The 16,117-nt window shown below is 66.5% G+C and carries 15 protein-coding genes and 2 pseudogenes; 10 read left to right on the plus strand and 7 right to left on the minus strand.

The window, feature by feature from the left end; genetic code table 11:
• Positions 1-46 precede the first annotated feature (46 nt).
• Positions 47-940, minus strand: a complete 894-nt coding sequence (locus AB0N03_RS31845; RefSeq protein ID WP_364379189.1) for a hypothetical protein — start codon at positions 938-940, stop codon at positions 47-49.
• Between the two features lie 190 nt (positions 941-1,130).
• Between AB0N03_RS31845 and AB0N03_RS31850 the strand changes: the two genes are divergently transcribed.
• Complete coding sequence (locus AB0N03_RS31850; protein WP_364379192.1) at positions 1,131-1,772, plus strand: DUF4383 domain-containing protein; 642 nt, start codon at positions 1,131-1,133, stop codon at positions 1,770-1,772.
• A 19-nt stretch (positions 1,773-1,791) separates the two neighbouring features.
• Here the strand turns inward: AB0N03_RS31850 and AB0N03_RS31855 are convergent, their stop codons facing one another.
• The 3 genes from AB0N03_RS31855 to AB0N03_RS31865 all read right to left on the minus strand — a co-directional run bounded on the left by AB0N03_RS31855 (position 1,792) and on the right by AB0N03_RS31865 (position 4,569).
• Positions 1,792-2,778 carry an SCO0930 family lipoprotein gene (locus AB0N03_RS31855; RefSeq protein ID WP_364379195.1) on the minus strand — a complete coding sequence of 329 codons (987 nt, stop codon included), beginning with the start codon at positions 2,776-2,778 and terminating at the stop codon, positions 1,792-1,794.
• A gap of 116 nt (positions 2,779-2,894) precedes the next feature.
• Positions 2,895-3,047, minus strand: a complete 153-nt coding sequence (locus AB0N03_RS31860; protein ID WP_364379198.1) for a hypothetical protein — start codon at positions 3,045-3,047, stop codon at positions 2,895-2,897.
• Positions 3,031-4,569 carry a lyase family protein gene (locus AB0N03_RS31865; protein ID WP_364379201.1) on the minus strand — a complete coding sequence of 513 codons (1,539 nt, stop codon included), beginning with the start codon at positions 4,567-4,569 and terminating at the stop codon, positions 3,031-3,033. The genes AB0N03_RS31860 and AB0N03_RS31865 overlap by 17 nt, the downstream gene beginning before the upstream one ends.
• 87 nt (positions 4,570-4,656) lie before the next feature.
• On the opposite strand from AB0N03_RS31865, the gene AB0N03_RS31870 reads away from it, so the two are divergent.
• Positions 4,657-4,785: a hypothetical protein gene (locus AB0N03_RS31870; RefSeq protein WP_364379204.1), complete on the plus strand. Its 129-nt coding sequence runs from the start codon at positions 4,657-4,659 to the stop codon at positions 4,783-4,785.
• A gap of 4 nt (positions 4,786-4,789) precedes the next feature.
• On the opposite strand, the gene AB0N03_RS31875 is transcribed toward AB0N03_RS31870, so the two are convergent.
• Positions 4,790-5,332, minus strand: a complete 543-nt coding sequence (locus AB0N03_RS31875; protein WP_364379207.1) for a DinB family protein — start codon at positions 5,330-5,332, stop codon at positions 4,790-4,792.
• A 212-nt stretch (positions 5,333-5,544) separates the two neighbouring features.
• Here AB0N03_RS31875 and AB0N03_RS31880 point away from each other — a divergent pair, with 212 nt between their 5' ends.
• Complete coding sequence (locus AB0N03_RS31880) at positions 5,545-6,390, plus strand: hypothetical protein (RefSeq protein ID WP_364379210.1); 846 nt, start codon at positions 5,545-5,547, stop codon at positions 6,388-6,390.
• Positions 6,391-6,406: 16 nt separating this feature from the next.
• On the opposite strand, the gene AB0N03_RS31885 is transcribed toward AB0N03_RS31880, so the two are convergent.
• A complete protein-coding gene (locus tag AB0N03_RS31885) occupies positions 6,407-6,943 on the minus strand; it encodes an AAA family ATPase (RefSeq protein WP_364379213.1) in 537 nt (178 codons plus the stop codon).
• A gap of 605 nt (positions 6,944-7,548) precedes the next feature.
• On the opposite strand from AB0N03_RS31885, the gene AB0N03_RS31890 reads away from it, so the two are divergent.
• From AB0N03_RS31890 to AB0N03_RS31905, 4 genes are all read left to right on the plus strand, one after another.
• Complete coding sequence (locus AB0N03_RS31890; RefSeq protein WP_364379216.1) at positions 7,549-7,893, plus strand: hypothetical protein; 345 nt, start codon at positions 7,549-7,551, stop codon at positions 7,891-7,893.
• Positions 7,894-7,904: 11 nt separating this feature from the next.
• Positions 7,905-8,828 (plus strand): helix-turn-helix transcriptional regulator, encoded by a 924-nt coding sequence (locus tag AB0N03_RS31895; protein WP_364379218.1) that lies wholly within the window; start codon positions 7,905-7,907, stop codon positions 8,826-8,828.
• A gap of 849 nt (positions 8,829-9,677) precedes the next feature.
• Positions 9,678-10,556: a Crp/Fnr family transcriptional regulator gene (locus tag AB0N03_RS31900; protein WP_364379221.1), complete on the plus strand. Its 879-nt coding sequence runs from the start codon at positions 9,678-9,680 to the stop codon at positions 10,554-10,556.
• A 587-nt stretch (positions 10,557-11,143) separates the two neighbouring features.
• Complete coding sequence (locus tag AB0N03_RS31905) at positions 11,144-12,727, plus strand: hypothetical protein (protein ID WP_364379224.1); 1,584 nt, start codon at positions 11,144-11,146, stop codon at positions 12,725-12,727.
• A 179-nt stretch (positions 12,728-12,906) separates the two neighbouring features.
• Here AB0N03_RS31905 and AB0N03_RS31910 read toward each other — a convergent pair.
• A pseudogene (locus AB0N03_RS31910) lies at positions 12,907-13,297 on the minus strand (Lsr2 family protein).
• Positions 13,298-13,671: 374 nt separating this feature from the next.
• Here AB0N03_RS31910 and AB0N03_RS31915 point away from each other — a divergent pair.
• The 3 genes and pseudogenes from AB0N03_RS31915 (at position 13,672) to AB0N03_RS31925 (ending at position 16,116) form a co-directional block, all read left to right on the plus strand.
• Positions 13,672-14,208, plus strand: coding sequence for a hypothetical protein (locus AB0N03_RS31915; RefSeq protein WP_364379227.1), 537 nt, complete (start codon positions 13,672-13,674; stop codon positions 14,206-14,208).
• A gap of 421 nt (positions 14,209-14,629) precedes the next feature.
• Positions 14,630-15,429 (plus strand): annotated as a pseudogene (locus tag AB0N03_RS31920) (IS5 family transposase).
• Between the two features lie 237 nt (positions 15,430-15,666).
• Positions 15,667-16,116: a helix-turn-helix transcriptional regulator gene (locus tag AB0N03_RS31925; RefSeq protein ID WP_364379230.1), complete on the plus strand. Its 450-nt coding sequence runs from the start codon at positions 15,667-15,669 to the stop codon at positions 16,114-16,116.
• The last annotated feature ends 1 nt before the right edge of the window (position 16,117 follow it).

A 16,117-nucleotide genomic window follows, 5' to 3' on the forward strand; every position in this document is an offset into this window, starting at 1 on the left:
CGGGGCAAGGGATCGAGGCCGAACCGCGTCCCGCCGGGGTGCGCGCTCAGCCCAGGAGCGCCGAGACCACCGACGTCACGCGCTTCGAGGCCGTCGCGTAGTCGACCGAGGCGGGGTGTTCGCTCAGCACCGCCACGATGAACCGGCCGTCCTCGCCGATCAGGCCCGAGGTGTGCAGCATCCGCGTCGGCCGGCAGCAGGACCAGCCCTGCTTCACCGCCCACGGCCGATCGCCGGCGGCGTCCGGGATGCCGAAGTACTGGCGGAAACCGTCCGACCCCTGCTCGGTCGCGGCCCGCAGCGCGGCCAGGATCGCCGCGGGCCCCTGCGCCAGCACGTACTGGTAGATCCGCACCACATCTTTCGCGGTGATCCGCGTGTCACCCCACCGCCCCGGGTCCGCGGGCGCGCGGGTGCCGGTGAGGCCGATCCTCGTGGCCCAGCCCGTCACGATCGACGGCCCGCCGTAAGCCGACCAGAACCGGCTCGCGAGCTCGTCGTCGCTGCGCGACAGCATCCGCTGCACCTGCGCCGTGGGGCCGCCCCGCTCGAGGACGGCGAGCGCGATCAGCAGCTTCACGAGCGAAGCCGAGGTGTACTCGCGATCCGCGTGCACCGAAACGGTCGTCGCTCCGGCCTGCCGGTCGAAGACCACGACGCTGACGTTGCCACCGTCGACGATCCGGTCCAGCTCGGCGGCGTCCACGTTGGCCGCGGGCTGGGATTCGGTCTTGGACTCGGGCTGGGGAGCCGGCGAGGAGCTCGGCGTCGGAGCCGAACTCGCGCTCGGTGTGACGGGCGATTCAGACATCGATGTCATCGCTTCGGTGACGGCGATCACCCGCGGCGCCTGCGCGGCGCCATGACTGATCGTGACGGTCACCGCGCCGATCGCCCCCACGCACAGTCCCACCAGGAAGATGCCGCTCAGCTTGCGCATGATCCGGATTGCCGGAAGCGCCCTCCGGCGTTCCCCGGATCGGGTGACTTTGTGGGATAGCTCTCGGACGGGCCCGGATCCGGGAACGCTCCGCGGACCTGCGGGCAAGCACCGTCGTTTCGCTGCCCGTGTTCGCGGGGTACCTGTGTGCGGTGACGATCGTCACCACACTCTGGGAAGGACTGGAGTCATGACTCACGCGAAAGGCGCACGCATCCGGGTTCGCGGCCTGCAGCCGGCGCAGGTGCTGGCCGGGTTGGCCGGGATCGCGTTCCTCGTCGTCGGCATCATCGGGTTCGCCAGGACCGGCGTCGGGAACTTCGCCGGCCACCACGACGCCGGCTTCTGGCGGTTCTCCGGCAACCCGCTCATGAGCTTGGTCCGCGTCGTGACCGGCGTCGTCGGCCTGCTGCTGGCGTTCGGCTCGGGCCGCGCCCGGACGTTCGGCTGGCTGCTCTTCATCTTCTACGGCGCCCTCTTCGTGTGGGGCCTGATGATCGACGGTCTCATCTCGAACAACCCCTTCGCCAACGCCGGCAACCCGATGGACATGGGCCGCGCCGACACCTGGCTGCACCTCGGTGTCGCCGCGCTCGGCCTGCTGATCGCCGTGCTGCCCGCCCGCCGCACCATCCACGTCCCCGAGGACGAGGTGGCCGACGAGCCGACCGTCGCCGAGCAGCGCACCGATCGCGTCGCGGACACCGACCGCACGGACACCACCCCGGCCTCGGCCGAGGAGCCGCGCCGTCGTTCGTTCCTGCGTCGCCACCACGACGAGCGAGGCCCGGAGGCCGCTCGTGAAGAGCGTCCGCCGGGCCTCGCCCACTAAAGAAGTTCTGCTGGGTGGCTCAGTAGGTGGTGCCACCCGAGCCGGAGTTGCTGGTCCCAGCGCCACTGTCAGCCGGAGCCTGGTTGGTGGTGGCGCTGGAGCCGGTGCCGATCTTGCACCCGGCGGGCTCGATGACGAACCAAGTGCCGTTCACGCCGTTGCCGTTCGCGTCACCGGGCTTCGTGTCCTTCGAGAAGGTGTAGACCGGCCAGCCGCCGATGGTGACCTGCTCGGTGCCGTCCGCGCGCTTGATGCTGCCGAGCAGCTTCGAGTCGATGCCCTGCAGCTCGACCTTGCCGTTGGAGAGCACCGGCGGCCAGGTCTTGGCGCAGTCGCCGTTGCAAGCGGAGGTCTTGGCCTTCTTGGTGTCCTTCTGGAACAGGTAGAGCGTCATGCCGTTCTGGTCGGTGATCGCCGCCCCGAGCCCGTCGATGTTGCTGGCGCTCAGCTTGACGACGCCCGCTTCGCTCGCAGCCTGCCCGGCCTTGCCGCCCTTGGCGTTGGACGCGTACCAGGCCCCGGCGACGCCCTGGCCGGTCGCGTCGCCGGCCTTGGTGTCCTTGGCGTAGCGGTAGAGCGCCCACCCGCCGACGGTGATCTGCTCGGTGCCGTCGGAGCGCGTCACCTTCCCGACGAGGTTCTTGTCGACCCCCTGGACCTGCACGTCCCCGGTGGCCAGCATCGGCGGCCAGGCCTTGGCGCAGTCACCGTCGCAATTGGACTTCGGCGGCTTGGCCGTGTCCTTGTCGAACCGGTAGAGGGTCATGCCGTTCTGGTCGGTGAGCACCTGCCCGACACTGGCGACGTCCGCGACGACCAGTTTCGACTCGTTCGACGCGGGGGCGGCGTTGCCGACCTGCCCGTTGGCGAGCTGGCCGCCACCGGTGCCCCCCGCCGCTGCGGGGGCGATGACCGGCTGAGCAGTTTCGGCACCCGAGCAAGCGGTGAGCACTGCCAGCCCGGCTGCCGCCGCGGCGACGGAGACGGCGATGCGCGTGCGAAGCATGGAAGTTCTCCTTGTGTCCTTTGGTTTCCCGCCGCTCGGTGCGGCTACCTGATACCCACTACACGGACACTCGGCGAAGGTGGTTCAAAGAATTTTCGCCGGCGGCTCACGCCTGGTCAGAAGGGCGCGGCGGCCGGGGTGGCGAGGGTGGCCGGGATGGCCGCGTTGGTGCCAGGCGGGGTCGCCGCCATGGCCCGGAGCCGGCGCGGGGCTCGGTTGTCCTGCCGCGGCCCGCCGGACCACTCCTGGCCACTACTCCGAAGCGCCACCCGGCCGAGGCTCGCCGAGGGCGCGGTCGACCAGCGACGCCGCCGCGCCGGTGTAGGCGGCCGGGTCGAGGAGGCCGTCCAGCGCCGCCGGGGTGAGGACCTCGGTGATCGCGGGCAGCTCGTCCAGCACCTGCCGCAACGGCCGGTCGTCACGCACCGCCCGCTGGGACGCCTCACCGAGCAGTTCCTTGGCCTTCGCCTTGCCGAGCAGCGGCGCGAGCACGGCGGAGAGCCGCTCGGACACGATCAGCCCGTGCGTCGACGCCACGTTCGCCCGCATCCGCCCGGGCTGCGCGGTGAGCCCGCGCGCCAGCTCGGCAGCCGTGTGCGCGGCGCCACCGGTCAGCCGGAGGCATTCGCGGATGAGCTGCCACTCGGCGTGCCAGACCCCGGCCGAGCGTTCGTCCTCGGTCAGCATCGACTGCGTGACGCCCGCGGCCAGCACCGGCACCTGCAGAGCGGCCGAACGGATCAGCGTCGCGAGCACCGGGTTCCGCTTGTGCGGCATCGCCGACGAGCCACCCCGCCCCTCGGCAGCCGGCTCGACGACCTCGCCGAGCTCGGTCCGGGTGAGCGTCGCGACGTCGACGGCCAGCTTCCCCAGCGCCCCCGCGGTGAACGCGAGCGCGTTCGCGAGGTCCACGACGGGCGTCCGCAGCGAGTGCCACGGCAGCACGGGCGTGGCCAGCCCGGTCTCCTCGGCGAACGCGGCGGTCAGGCGCTCGGCGTAGTCGGCGCTGTGATCACCAAGACCGCCGCCGGACTGTCCGGCCACGACGGCAGCGTCAGCGAGATCCTGGCCCCCGCCCCCGCCCCCGCCCCCGCCCCCGCCCCCCCGCTCGCCGGCACCCTCCTGCCCCGCTTGCTCAGGCAACGCGGCGTCGGCCAGACGTGCGTACTCGAGGTACGCCGCCAGCGTCCCGGCCGCGCCGCCCAGTGAGACCGGCAACCCGCCATCCAGCACGCGCCGGACCCGGACGGCCGCGTCCAGCACCAGCTGCCGCCAGCCCGCGGCCTTGAGCCCGAACGTCGTCGGCACCGCGTGCGCCGTCAACGTCCGGCCGGGCATCGTCGTGTCCCGGTGCTCGCGCGCCAGCTCGGCCAGCGCCTCGGCCGTCGCGTCGAGGTCGGCGGCGAGCGGCCGCAGCGTCCGGTCCGCGACCAGCATCATCGCCGTGTCGAAGACGTCCTGGCTGGTCGAGCCGCGGTGCACGTACTCGGCGGCCTCGGGCGCGATTCCGCCGACGGCCGACGTCAACGCCTTGACCAGCCCGACGACCGGGTTCGCCGTCGCCCGTGACCCGCGCGCCAGTTCGACGACGTCGATCCGCGCGCTGCTCGCGGCCTCCGTGATCGCGGCCGCGGCCGCGGCCGGCACCGTCCCGAGCCGCGCCTGCGCTCTCGCGAGCGCCGCTTCGGCGTCGAGCATGGCACGCAACCAGGCCTCGTCTCCGGTGGACGCTTCGGCCGGCGTACCGGCCCGGACCGGGGACAGGAGTCCGGAATCGGGGTCGACGGTCATGGCCTCAGCATCGCACGCGGCCCGACTCGGCTGCGTTCCCTCAGCCGGGTCTGGCGGGCTCACCAGTTCTCCCGCGGCCTCGGCGCGATGATCGCCGCCTTCGCCGTCTCGATCCCGGTCGCTTTCTTCACGCACTACGCCAACGCGTGCTGGATCGTCCCTCCGCTCGTGGGCAACCTCCTCTTCCGGCTTCGCCGCCTGGCGGCGCGAGCCTGAGCCGTCATTCGCCGGTGGCGCCGTCGATCCGTTCGCGGACCAGGTCGGCTTGGCCGATGTGGCGCGCGTACTCGCCGATCATGCGCAGCATCAGCCAGCGCAGCGTGAACGGTTCGCCGGTGCTGATCCGCGTCCCGGTCTGCTCCAGCGAGTTCGCCGCGACGATCTCCCGGGAGCGCGCGCATTCGTCGTGCCACAGCGAAAACGCCTCGCTGACGTCACCGTCCAGCGCGGTGAAGTCCTGTTCCGGGTCGTCGTCGGAGTAGTACAGGTTCGGGACGTCCTCGCCCGCGAACTGGATCCGGAACCACCAGCGTTCGACGCCGGTGAGGTGCCGCAGCAGGCCGTGCAGGGTCAACGTCGATGGTGGTACCGAGCGCTCGGACAACCGGGGTGGGTCCAGGCCTTCGCACTTCATCTCGAAGGTGCGCCGGTAGTAGTCGAGGCTCTCGGTCAGCGCCTGGCGCTCATCCGCGATCGGTGTGGGGTCTACCCGGTCGCCGGTCAAGCGGCTCGGGGTGGCGACTGGGGTGGTGTGTTCGGTCATGTGCGGAGCGTGCCACGAGGGTCCGACAATTTTCGGTCCGGTCGCGGGTCCGGTGACCCGGCAACGGGGGGAAACCCCAGTTCAGACACGGTTTCACGAACCCGGTAACGAATGCCGGGGGGCGGCGATCTGATCTTCGTCAGCTGCTGCGATCACCCCGTCCCCACGCGGTCGGAGCGGCACCCCTCGTCCGGAATCAGGAGATCACGACCATGGAGCGAACCGGTCGAAGAACCGCCGTGCTGGCCGCGCTGACCGCAGCGGCTCTCTTCGCGGCCCCCGCCGTCGCGTCCGCGGCGCCCGCCCCCAGCACGATCGACGTCAGCGACACGTCGGTCCACGCCGGCGACACGTTCACGGTCACCGAGCAGCTGTACAACCCGACGGACTTCACGGTCGCCGGCGCGAAGGCGGCGGTCTACACCAAGGAAAAGCCGATCACCGAGCTGGTGGACCTGGTCTCCTGCGCCGGCACGCTCGGCTGCGACCAGTACCTCAGCAGCTACCGCGGCGGCGTCGGCGACCTCGGCGCGGGCGAGAGCCGCACCGTGACGTTCACGCTCCGCGTGAAGGAAGACGTCCCCGGCGGCCAGTTCACGCTGCAGCACCAGTTCGCCGGCGACAACTACGCGTTCAGCGTCGAGGACGGCCCCGCCATCACGATCACGGCGGCTCCCAAGGCCGACGTCAAGGTCGCGCTGACCGCCACGCCGCGCGTCGGCCTGGTCGCGCGCGTCGACTACGTGATCACGGTGTCGAACAGCGGCCCGGCCACCGCGACGGGCGTCCGGGTGACGGCCAACGCGGGTTCGAACCGCTCGGTCACGTCGGCGACCGGCTGCACCCGCTCGGGCGCGAACGTGAACTGCGCGATCGGCACCCTGGCGCCAGGAGCGTCGGCCACAGCGAAGTTCACGTCGGAGGGCGGCGTGTTCGCGTGGGGCGCGTTCACGGCGACGGCCCAGCGTGCGGCCAGCACCCCGGCCGACCCGGTCACGGCCAACGACACGGCGTCGAAGAAGTGCACGGCCTACACCGGGCTGTTCGTGACCTGCTGACGACTGTTTGCCCACATCAGAGCAAGTACGGCGCCGAGCGTGCTCGGCGCCGTACTGCGTCCGCGGTTTCGCCGATGGTCTGGTCCGAGGTGTCGATGACGTTCTTCTCGAGCTCGCCCAGGTCGGCGAACGCGCCGTGCATCCCCGTGGTGGGCTCGATCTCGGTGAGTTCGCGGCCTTCACGCGCGGTCCCGCGGGCGAGGGTGACCTCGAGACTCGGCCGCAGCACGACGTAGAAGAGGTCCAGGCCATCCCGCTTGGCGGCGTCGCGGAAGGGCTCCAGCGCCCACGGGCCGACGATCCCGTCGAGGACGACGTCGTAGCCGCCCCGGGCGTACCCACAGGCGGCCTCGGCGATCACCCCGAGGACGACGTCGTTCTGCCGGGCGGCCTCGGGCAGGTACGGCGCCACGAACCCGGTCCGGATCCAGCTGTAGAAGCTGTCGGTGTGCAGGTGCACGGTCGGCCGAGGTGCGTCTTCGGCGACCAGTCGAGCAACGGTGGACTTCCCGGCACCGGGCGGCCCGGTGAGGATCAGCAGCGAACCTGGCATGCACGCATGATGCGAGCCCAGCGCGGCGAGAACCAGTCTTGACCTTCGCCGCGGCCTCAGCCGGACCCGGTGTGCGGGTGGGTGACGGGGTCCTGGCTAAACTTGCGGTACGGGCCGTTAGCTCAATTGGTAGAGCTGCGGACTTTTAATCCCTTAGTTCCCCGTATCAATAGGTGCCGCGGCGTGTCTCCTAAGACTAATCTTTGCAGGTCGGACGGCATTTCTGCCTGGCCCTAGTGTTGGGCACTGTCGCGTCGTAGCAGGTGCTCCGTGAGCAGCGGAGCCCAACTGGAGACCGGCAACGGTCCGCGCTGCTGCCAGGAGGTGATCCCGGGTGGACGCTTCATCGCGTCACTGACCTGCTGAAGTTCCAGCTCGCATCCAACAGTCGTCTCGCGTGGGCCGTGCAGGAGACCATGTCGGCCGCATCCGAATTGATTTGGCACTAGGTCGATCAGTGGAGATTGATCTTGGGCGGTGGAGATACTAAGCCACGACGAACTGAACACCCTGCGCCTGCGGCGTCACCCGCAGGCTACCAGTTGTAGTGGGCACGGTGAACAGCTCGTGGACCGCCAGACCAGATGAGCCGAGGAGAAGTCTCGATGCGCAAATGTCCAAAGGCGTCGATGAACGCGCAGTGTCTGCCCGTCACTCGTTTGACCGACATGTCATGGCTGTACATGATCGTTTTCAGTAGCATCGTCGCCCTGACCTACATCGCTGAGCTCGGAGGCGTCGCTGTCCTCGGCGCATTGTCGGCGGCCACCAGCGTCGCTGTCGTCGCAGTATCGCTCGTCAAGAGCCTGCTCGGGCAGGGCATTGGTATCGGCAACCTGGCAGCGGGCGCCTTCACGTTGATGCGGAGTAGTCAGCTCGGCGCGATGGGATACGGAGTGTCCGCCGCGGACCCGACGCGCCCGGCGGACCCGATGTGGCACTGGGGCTAAGGGATCGTCGAATGATGGCCACGCCGGGACGCCCGGAGAACAAGGTCGATCCTAATCAGAGCTTGGAAGCCCGCTTCGGAGTTGCTCTCAGGCAACTGCGAGAGAATCACGGCAGGCCGACGTATAGAGATATGGAGAAACGACCCGGGGTGCACTTCACGCACTCTGTCTTGTCGCAGGCCGCTAACGGTAAAAAGCTGCCGCCGTGGGAGCATGTGAAGGCGTACGTCGTCGCCTGTGAGGGACCCGGCAACGATCGGGCACTCGACTACTGGAAGCGTCAGTACCGGCAGCATGGCGGACAGCTCGACGAGGATGATGGCCCCCGCGGCCGCGTTGGCCTGCAGTTCCGACCGCTTGCAATGCTCGTCGGCACGATCGGTGCTGGCATAGCAGCCGCGGCTGCAGCGTTGCTTATTCCTGGCTTGGTCTCGCCTCCGCCAGCTACGCAACTAGAACTTGCGGTTGACTGCGCTCCCGGTCCCACGAACCCGCAGGGGCAAGCTGGCATTCTACAACCTCTGCCGCCTGGGAGCTTAGGCGGCCAGAAGTACGAGGGCGGTTATGGACTCCACCTCCAGCGCAACGATGGCGCCACCAATCGGTTCCAGAAGGTCTCCTGCAGCGTCAACTACAAGGTCGAGAGTATGCGCAAAGCCACCTTCTCAGCTCGAGTCGGCGTACCCGATGGTGTAGTGAAATCGCCTACGGTCACAGTGCAGACCTCTGGTGTTCAGACAGCTGCCGACGTGGCAGGCACCATCGGTGGTGACAGCAGCCCTCGTCAGACCTTTGCAGGGCGCTCGTTCGTAATCTCCGAAGGCTGGCACCATGAGGTCATCACGTTCGACTTCATCACCCAGCCAGGTGCCGGCGAAGCCAACGTCGTGATCGCCGACCCACGCGTCGTGCTCAGCACCGTCGAGGTCAAGTAAGCAGATCGCGAGTTGTTTGCGCGCCCGAATCAACTCCTTATCAACTTCGGGTCTCTGTCCGTACCGAGACAAGACATACTGATTGAGCTTGCGCGCTTGTTCGAGTCTGGCGGTCCCGCGAAACTCTGTAGCCCGCAGGTCGAAGGGGTCTTCCAGTGACGTGGGGGGCCCCTTCACGCCGTCTCAGGGTTCGTGGACGACCTCGTACTGCAACGGCAGGTAGGTGAGCGGGTAGCCCGGCGTGTGGTGGCTAAGCCGTTGCGGTCGACGGCGGAGGCGGGACCAAGACCAAACGCGGTCGGCGTCGGTGACGCGCAACACCCGACGAGACTGCCGGCGAGGTTGCGAATGCGGCTCAGGCCCAGTTGCCGACGGTCGGCTGTCGATGCCGCTGTTGCAGCGGTGTTGCGCGGGACAGCCTTCGTCGAGCCAGTCCAATTGGACGGCGTGGGCGAGGCCTATCTCCCTTCGGGCTCGCGTCCGACCCGGTCGGCGAACAGTCCGAGTTCACGTTCGACCAGTAGTACTAACGGGACCATAGCGACGAAAGCACCTCCGCCGCTCAAGATGGCTGTCGTGAGCGGCGCGCCACTACATGTGGTCAAGATTCCGGTAAGCAACGCTGCTACTACACCGAGCAACAGCGAGATCGTTACCAGCAACGTTCTTACGAGCGCTCCACCGTGCACCGTGTACCACCTCAAAGGTGTCAAATGACCGCATCGATCCGGTGCATGCTAGTGTGCACGTCAACACTGAACAAGGCAAGAGTTGAGGATGAGTCGGCCGCCCAGTCCCCAAGTGCCTGCTCGGGAGGCGCTCCGCGAGTTCGCGGCAGAGTTCCGGGTGATGAGCCGTGGTGCCGGAGACACTGTTCGTTCGCTCGCTGGGCGTATAAATTTGCCGGCATCGACAGTGGGTACCTTTTTGAGTGGCACTCGGTTGCCTCGAAAAAGTGTAGTACTGGCGATTGTTCGTGAATATGGTGGCGACGAAGCGGGTTGGGGGGCTCGCTATGACGAGTTGGCGGATCGCTTAGGTGCCTCTTCGCGGGCTCCTCAGATGCTATCCGATGTGACGCTAAGCGATTCTCCTTTTAGGTTTGGTGATCATGCCATCGAGCGGATTCGCGAGATCGCTTCGGAGGAGTCTTTTTCCCCTGGGGACCTGATCTTTGGTGAAGGTGACCCTATTACGGAAGTGTATGTACTAAAAGAGGGACTGATTAAAGAGGTTAAAGAAAAGGATCCCGCAGACCGAGAGTTTGTACTCGTTGATTTTCGTGGACCTCGAGAAGTCTTGAACTTCGACTTCTTTGATTGTGATACCTATTCGATATCCACTATTGCGGCCAGCCATGGTGTTCTCTTCAGAGCTCCGACTAATGACTTCACCTCGCTTTTGCTTTCTGAGTCCGATCTTGCGAGAGCGCTCGCCGGCATGATAGCGGCTCGACTTCGTTCTGCAACGCGGCGTAGGATATCTCGGGGCTTAAAGGAAAAGTTCTTAACCCTCCTGGTGGATCTTGGCGCACGCATTGGTTCGACGCGGTCCGACGGCAGCGTCAAGGTCGCCATCTCCATGCAGGAGGTGGCTCACCTTATGGATGTCTCGGAGATAACCGTGCAGCGACTGATGAGGGATCTCAGGAGCAAAGGTCTCATATACTCTGGTTACAGGATGATAGTGTTGCCAGCCAGTGTTGTTGCCGAGGAGGCGGATCAATAATGTTCGGGTTGCGGTGTCAGTGGCTGCCGCATAGTGTCGAGCATGGATGCTCCGTCCAGGTCAGGTGACTTTTATGCGACAGCTAGTGTCTTGTAATGTCGTGGTGTGCTGGGCGCTACTTGAGCAATGGAGCCCAATGGGGGACCGCCTATTCAACCGTTCCTTGTGCGGCGACCGCTGGCCGGTTTCGTCAGTTGCGAGTTCTTAATTCTCCTGATCTGGGTTCGAGTTCCGGGCAGCCTGCAGGCCGAACGACGGGGCATCAAAAGTGCGGGAAGCCTCAAGGCGCGAGCTTGGGAGCCGGATGCGGGTAGCCAGCGGTGAAGTCGTCCTTCGGGCCGGCGACTGTCGGGCGTGCCCCCCGCCGTAAACGGCAGACCCGGGGGATCGTCCGTGGTAACGAGTCGGCTACGATGGCTTCTGAGTCAAGGCGCGTACGTTCTCCGTCGCTGTCACCGCCGTCCACGCCGGTCGGATGACGATGTCGACCAAAGGTCCCTGCGGTCCCGCGTAGCAGTAGCTGAACACCTGATGCCGGTATGTCTCGTCACGTCAGGGTGTGCGTGGTAAACCCTGCGGAATAGGCGATGACCATGCCCAAGGACAGTCACTCCGCGCGTCGGCAGGACGCTAAGCTGCTGGCTCTGCTCGCTGACCTCACCTACAGCGAAGCAATCAAACGCCTCGACGGATCACGCGGCCACGGCCCCGCCCTCGAGGCCGCACACCTCGTCGAGGAGTTCCACCAGGTAGCCCGGACTAGGGCAGCCACTACCGGTGAGTCGGTTCGCTCGGCGAAGCAGAGCGTGCTGCGCGAGCGTGACCTGTTCCCCGCCGACGCAGCGTTCCCCGAGCTCAACGCCGAGAGCTACGAGTGGACCGACTTGCACGGCGTCCACGCGCGTTGCGAACGGCGGCTCGGTGACGTCACACAATCGCTGACGGGCGTCCTGTTGCCGCCGTCGCCGGGGCAACCCACCCACCGGATGCGCAGTGCGCTGACCTCGCCGGCCCGCGGACGACAGCCCGGAGAGGTCGTGACCTTGGACGGCCGGAGGTGGACCTTCACGCCCACCAGCACGCACGGCGATGCAGCGGACTCCCGCCGTACGCGCTGCAGTGCCGGCCGCCCCGTTTACACCGCACCGGCCCTGCCTGAGGAAATCCTGCTCCCGCTCTCGGATCTGCGCCGTCGGCGGCTGATCCCCGCCCGAACCCAGGCGCCGATCGCGACGCTGCGCCCAGCATCCGGCCGACTGACCCCGCTCTACGCCGTCGCCGACGCCGTCCCGATTCCGGCCGAAACACCTCGGCAAGCCAGGGGCATCCAGCGCGCTCGTACCTGTGGAACCTGCCATGCCACCTCCGAGACACCGCTTCGCATGGCCCGCGATGGCAGGCACTACTGTGCGGCACACCTCGGCGCCGCCGCGGAGCGGGTGGAGCGTGCCGAGTTTGCTCGCGGCCGAGCGGTCAGCACGGTGTGGGCACGAGAGGTGGCGCAGGATCCGAGGGTTGTGCTGCTGGCCTTGATCGGCGCCAAGGACCGCACAGTCACCGTGCATGCCGAGGACCTGGCCGGTGGGGTCATCGTCGACCACGTCTTCGCCCTCGCTGATGTTCCGAACGGTGCCGATGTGCTGCTGCGACAAGTACGGCCTGAGCAACTTCCGGCCTGGGTGCACGACCCGGAGATCCGGACGCTGTTCTCGCGGCGGCTGCTCACGGTGATGACCGATGGAGCCGATGATGCGTTCGTCAGCCTGATCAACGCGACGGACTACGGTCACCGGCGGGGCTTCGGTCTCCGGTCGGAGTGGCGCGATCGAGTGAGGCGCCGATACCAGATCTGGACGGGTGAGAGGCGCCCAGAACCTGGGCGATTCGACATCGAATCCATCATGAACCCGGAGTATCTGGACAGGCGTGCGCGGCGAAGCGGCGGGCAGGTACAAAAGTTCGAGCCCGCCGCGGTCTTGGCCGAGATCCGCACCATGCTTGCCGAGATGGCCGCGGAAGAGCTGAGCGAAGCTGAGGCCGCTCATGCCCAGCGCTATCTCGCGGATGAACCACAGCCGCGAACGTCTATTTCCGAGCGTCGACCGGACCGCGCGAAGATGCCGACGGCCTTGATGCAGGTATTCGGCGAGAAGGATGTCCCAAGCATCTAGGCGCCTCAGGGGTGCTGCAGGTCTGTGCGACCGGCATCACCCCAGTAGGGCCATCCGATTGCAGTGCAGGTCTTCACCCCCGACCAATTCGTCTGGAAGGGCACTACGGCAAACGGATTGGCTCATCGGTGTTCCGGTGCGGGGCGTGCAAACGTCGTCCGCGCGCCCCGCACCGGGTTCTACCGCTTGGACGCGGCTACCTTCTTGCGCGGACGTCGCGTTCGCGTGGGCGTCGGGACAGCAGGAGCAGCCGTGGCCTGCTCGTAGGCTTCGACGATTTCCGTCGACAGCCTGCCTCGATCTGACACGTTCCTTGGCCCAAGAGCGGATCGCTGTCGACCGCTCGCGGTCCGCGGCTGAGCTGGGTGGTGCAGTGGCCTTCGTGCGCTTGCGTCCGCCGGTGCGCCGTGCCGCCTCGACGTAGCGAGCGAGTTCCTCGCGTAGCGCTGTTGTGTTGTCGTCGGACAGATCGATTTCGTACTCAACACCGTCCAGTGCAAACTTGACGGCCTGTGTCGCCGGAGTGCCGTCGATGTCGTCAAGTATTTCGACTTTAACTTTCTGAGCCACAATGCCTCTTCGATGTGGTTGAACGTGGTCTGTGACAACGTTCAATATAGCGTACGGGGGATGAAAGTTGTACCTGAACCGCGACAATTGCACGGGCGTCGTCATGGGTGGGCATTGTCGGTCGAGAAATTTCGGTACCTCTCGCGTTAACTGCTTGAAAGTGGTGCGAGGCAGATTTACGGTACGTGTGTCGGATCCCGTAGCGCCCAGTATACGGATTGCGGCCCCGCCGGCCTGGTGGCGGTCTCACTGGGAGCGCTTGTCGACGGCGGGTGCCCCGGGTTAGGCAGCCGTCCCATGGATGTGGTCTGGCTGACCCAAACATCACCTAACGCGGCAAAGCCATCAGGCGGCCGAGCAAAGGGGGTAATCGAATGAGGTTTCGCACGCTGTGGACCGCATTGGCCGACGGCGAACCCGGCATCGTCCTCGGTACGTCATTGCTGGTGGCGGCGCTCATTGGGTCCGGATTGCTGATCGTTCACCAAACACGGTCGCCGAGCAATGCAGCTGTCGACCCGGACCATCCGACTGTGTGGCAGTTGATGCGACAGCAGCCTCGCACCCACGATGAATGGCTTCGGCAACGCATCGATGCGTACCGAGCTGAACTACATTCGAAGACCAAGGGTGGCGCGTTGTATCGCACCGCCGAGCAAGTGACCGACGATCAGCTGATCGCGCTGGTGAACGCGGACGATTGGCCGACTGCCGCCGACCACGCCGCTGCTGTCGCGCAGTCAGGCGAGACGGCTCCGCACCCGCGGCATCTCGTTGTCGCCGTGTCCGGCGCATGCCGTCCGGCCGGTGTCAGGTGCGCCGGTAGTTTGTCGACACAGTTGCGGTCTCGCGCAGGTCACGAGCGTCATTGCCGCCCGGAGCATTGGCAGCAGGAGCGGATCGCGGCTTGACCGACGGTCGTCGGCGGCACTCCGTGCGCCGAGTGTCCAGCGGAACGGAGGGGTACCCAGTGTTCGGGGCGAGGACTGCGTTGACGAGATTTGCCGGAGTCATACCGGCGGCAGCGGTGATTGCGGGATGTGGGCCTGGCACGCAGTTGGACGCGGGCCGCGAACCGGGCGTGTCGCGATCATGGTCACGCTCGTGGTTGCCGACACTGGCGTACGCCTCGCCGATGTCGTGAGCCGCTTCGTCAGCTCTTCGGTCGGCGCCACAGCGTGCTGTTGTTCCCCCTCGCGTTGGCCCGATCGGCCTTGTGGAATTCGTTGCTCATGTTCTCGAACTCAATTTGAAAAGGCCAGCTTAGAGCGTGTCTTACGTGGTGATCAGTCGCTGATGAGCGATGATCTGACTGTGGTTGATCGGTAGTCGCTGCGGTTGGTTCCGGACGAGTTGTGGGCATTGGCCGAGCCGTTGATCCCGGTGTTCGAGCCGCGTCCGCAGGGCGGTGGCACGGCTCCGGTGGATGCTCGGGCGGTGTTCACCGCGATCGTGTACGTGCTGACCAGCGGGTGTGCGTGGCGGGATCTGCCGCCGTCGTTCGGGGTGCGGTTCCAGACTGCGCACCGTCGCTTCGGCCAGTGGACCAAAGCCGGGCTGTGGCGACAGTTACATCATGCGCTGCTGGACGAACTCGGCGGCCAGGGCTTCATCGACTGGAGCCGCGCGATCGTGGACGGTGCCTGCGTTCGCGCGAAAAAGGGGATCCATGACCGGTCCCAGCCCGGTCGACCGCGGCAAGCCCGGCTCGAAGATCCACGCCCTGTCCGACCGTGCCGGACTGCCCCTCGCGGTCGCAGTCTCCGCGGCCAACACGAACGACTCCTACGCGCTGAAGCCGCTGGTGATGGCGATCCCGGCGATCAAGTCCCGTCGTGGCCCGCGGCGGCGGAAGCCGGCCAAGCTGCACGCCGGACAAGGCCTACGACCAGCCCGACCTGCGGCGCTGGGTCCGCGACCGGGGCATCAAGGTCCGGATTGCCCGCAAGGGCATCGAATCCAAGGACAAGCTCGGCAAGCACCGCTGGGTGATCGAACGAACCATGGCCTGGTTCACCGGATACCGGCGTCTGACCCTGCGCTACGAACGCAAAGCCGAGCACTTCCTCGCCTTCCTCATCCTCGAAGCCAGCCTCACCTGCCACCAGAAACTCCGCAAACTCACCACATGAGACAGGCTTTTAGATGACCTTAAAAGTGTCTTCCGAAGGAAGGTTTTGCGCGCGGAAGTGGTGACTGTGTGACTGAGCGGGCGATGGGATGGCAGCGGGCTCACGTGGTGGACCGGCGCACGTCTTGGCCTGGCGTTACTCGCGGGGTTAGACTGTAAACTGCATGTGACATCGACGGCGCTGTACGCACTTTGAGTGACGCATGGTCTCGTCGAGAGCCTCAGGAGGGGCAGCGCTATGACCACACCACAGGACCATGACCCGGGGGCCACCCTCCCTGAACGCCTGAACTACGCGATCCGCGCCAGCGGCCTCGCTGACCAGCAAATTCTCGACCGTATTGACGCTGAGGGTGGGCACCTGAGCCGCAACGCGCTGTACCAGCTCAAGACTGGGAAGAGCCAGAACCCCACACTGGAGACGATCAGCTCTCTCGCCAATGTGCTTGGCGTCGGAGTCGCCTTCCTTACCGACTTCGGCCAGACGTCCAAGGCGGCGGCGGCGGTGGAGGACGCCGAGACGAGGGCGGCGTTGAAGCTGCTCCGTGAGGACGCCGGCGTCAAGGAAGTTCTCTTCCGCATGGGGCAGATGGACCCGGACGCCCGGAGTGTCCTCGCCAGCATGAGCGAACAGCTCGTCGCGCTGAACCGGAAACACAAGCCACGCGAAAAGCCCGGACAGGAATAGC

The organism is Amycolatopsis sp. NPDC051061 (assembly GCF_040682935.1).
Classification (GTDB): Bacteria; Actinomycetota; Actinomycetes; order Mycobacteriales; family Pseudonocardiaceae; genus Amycolatopsis.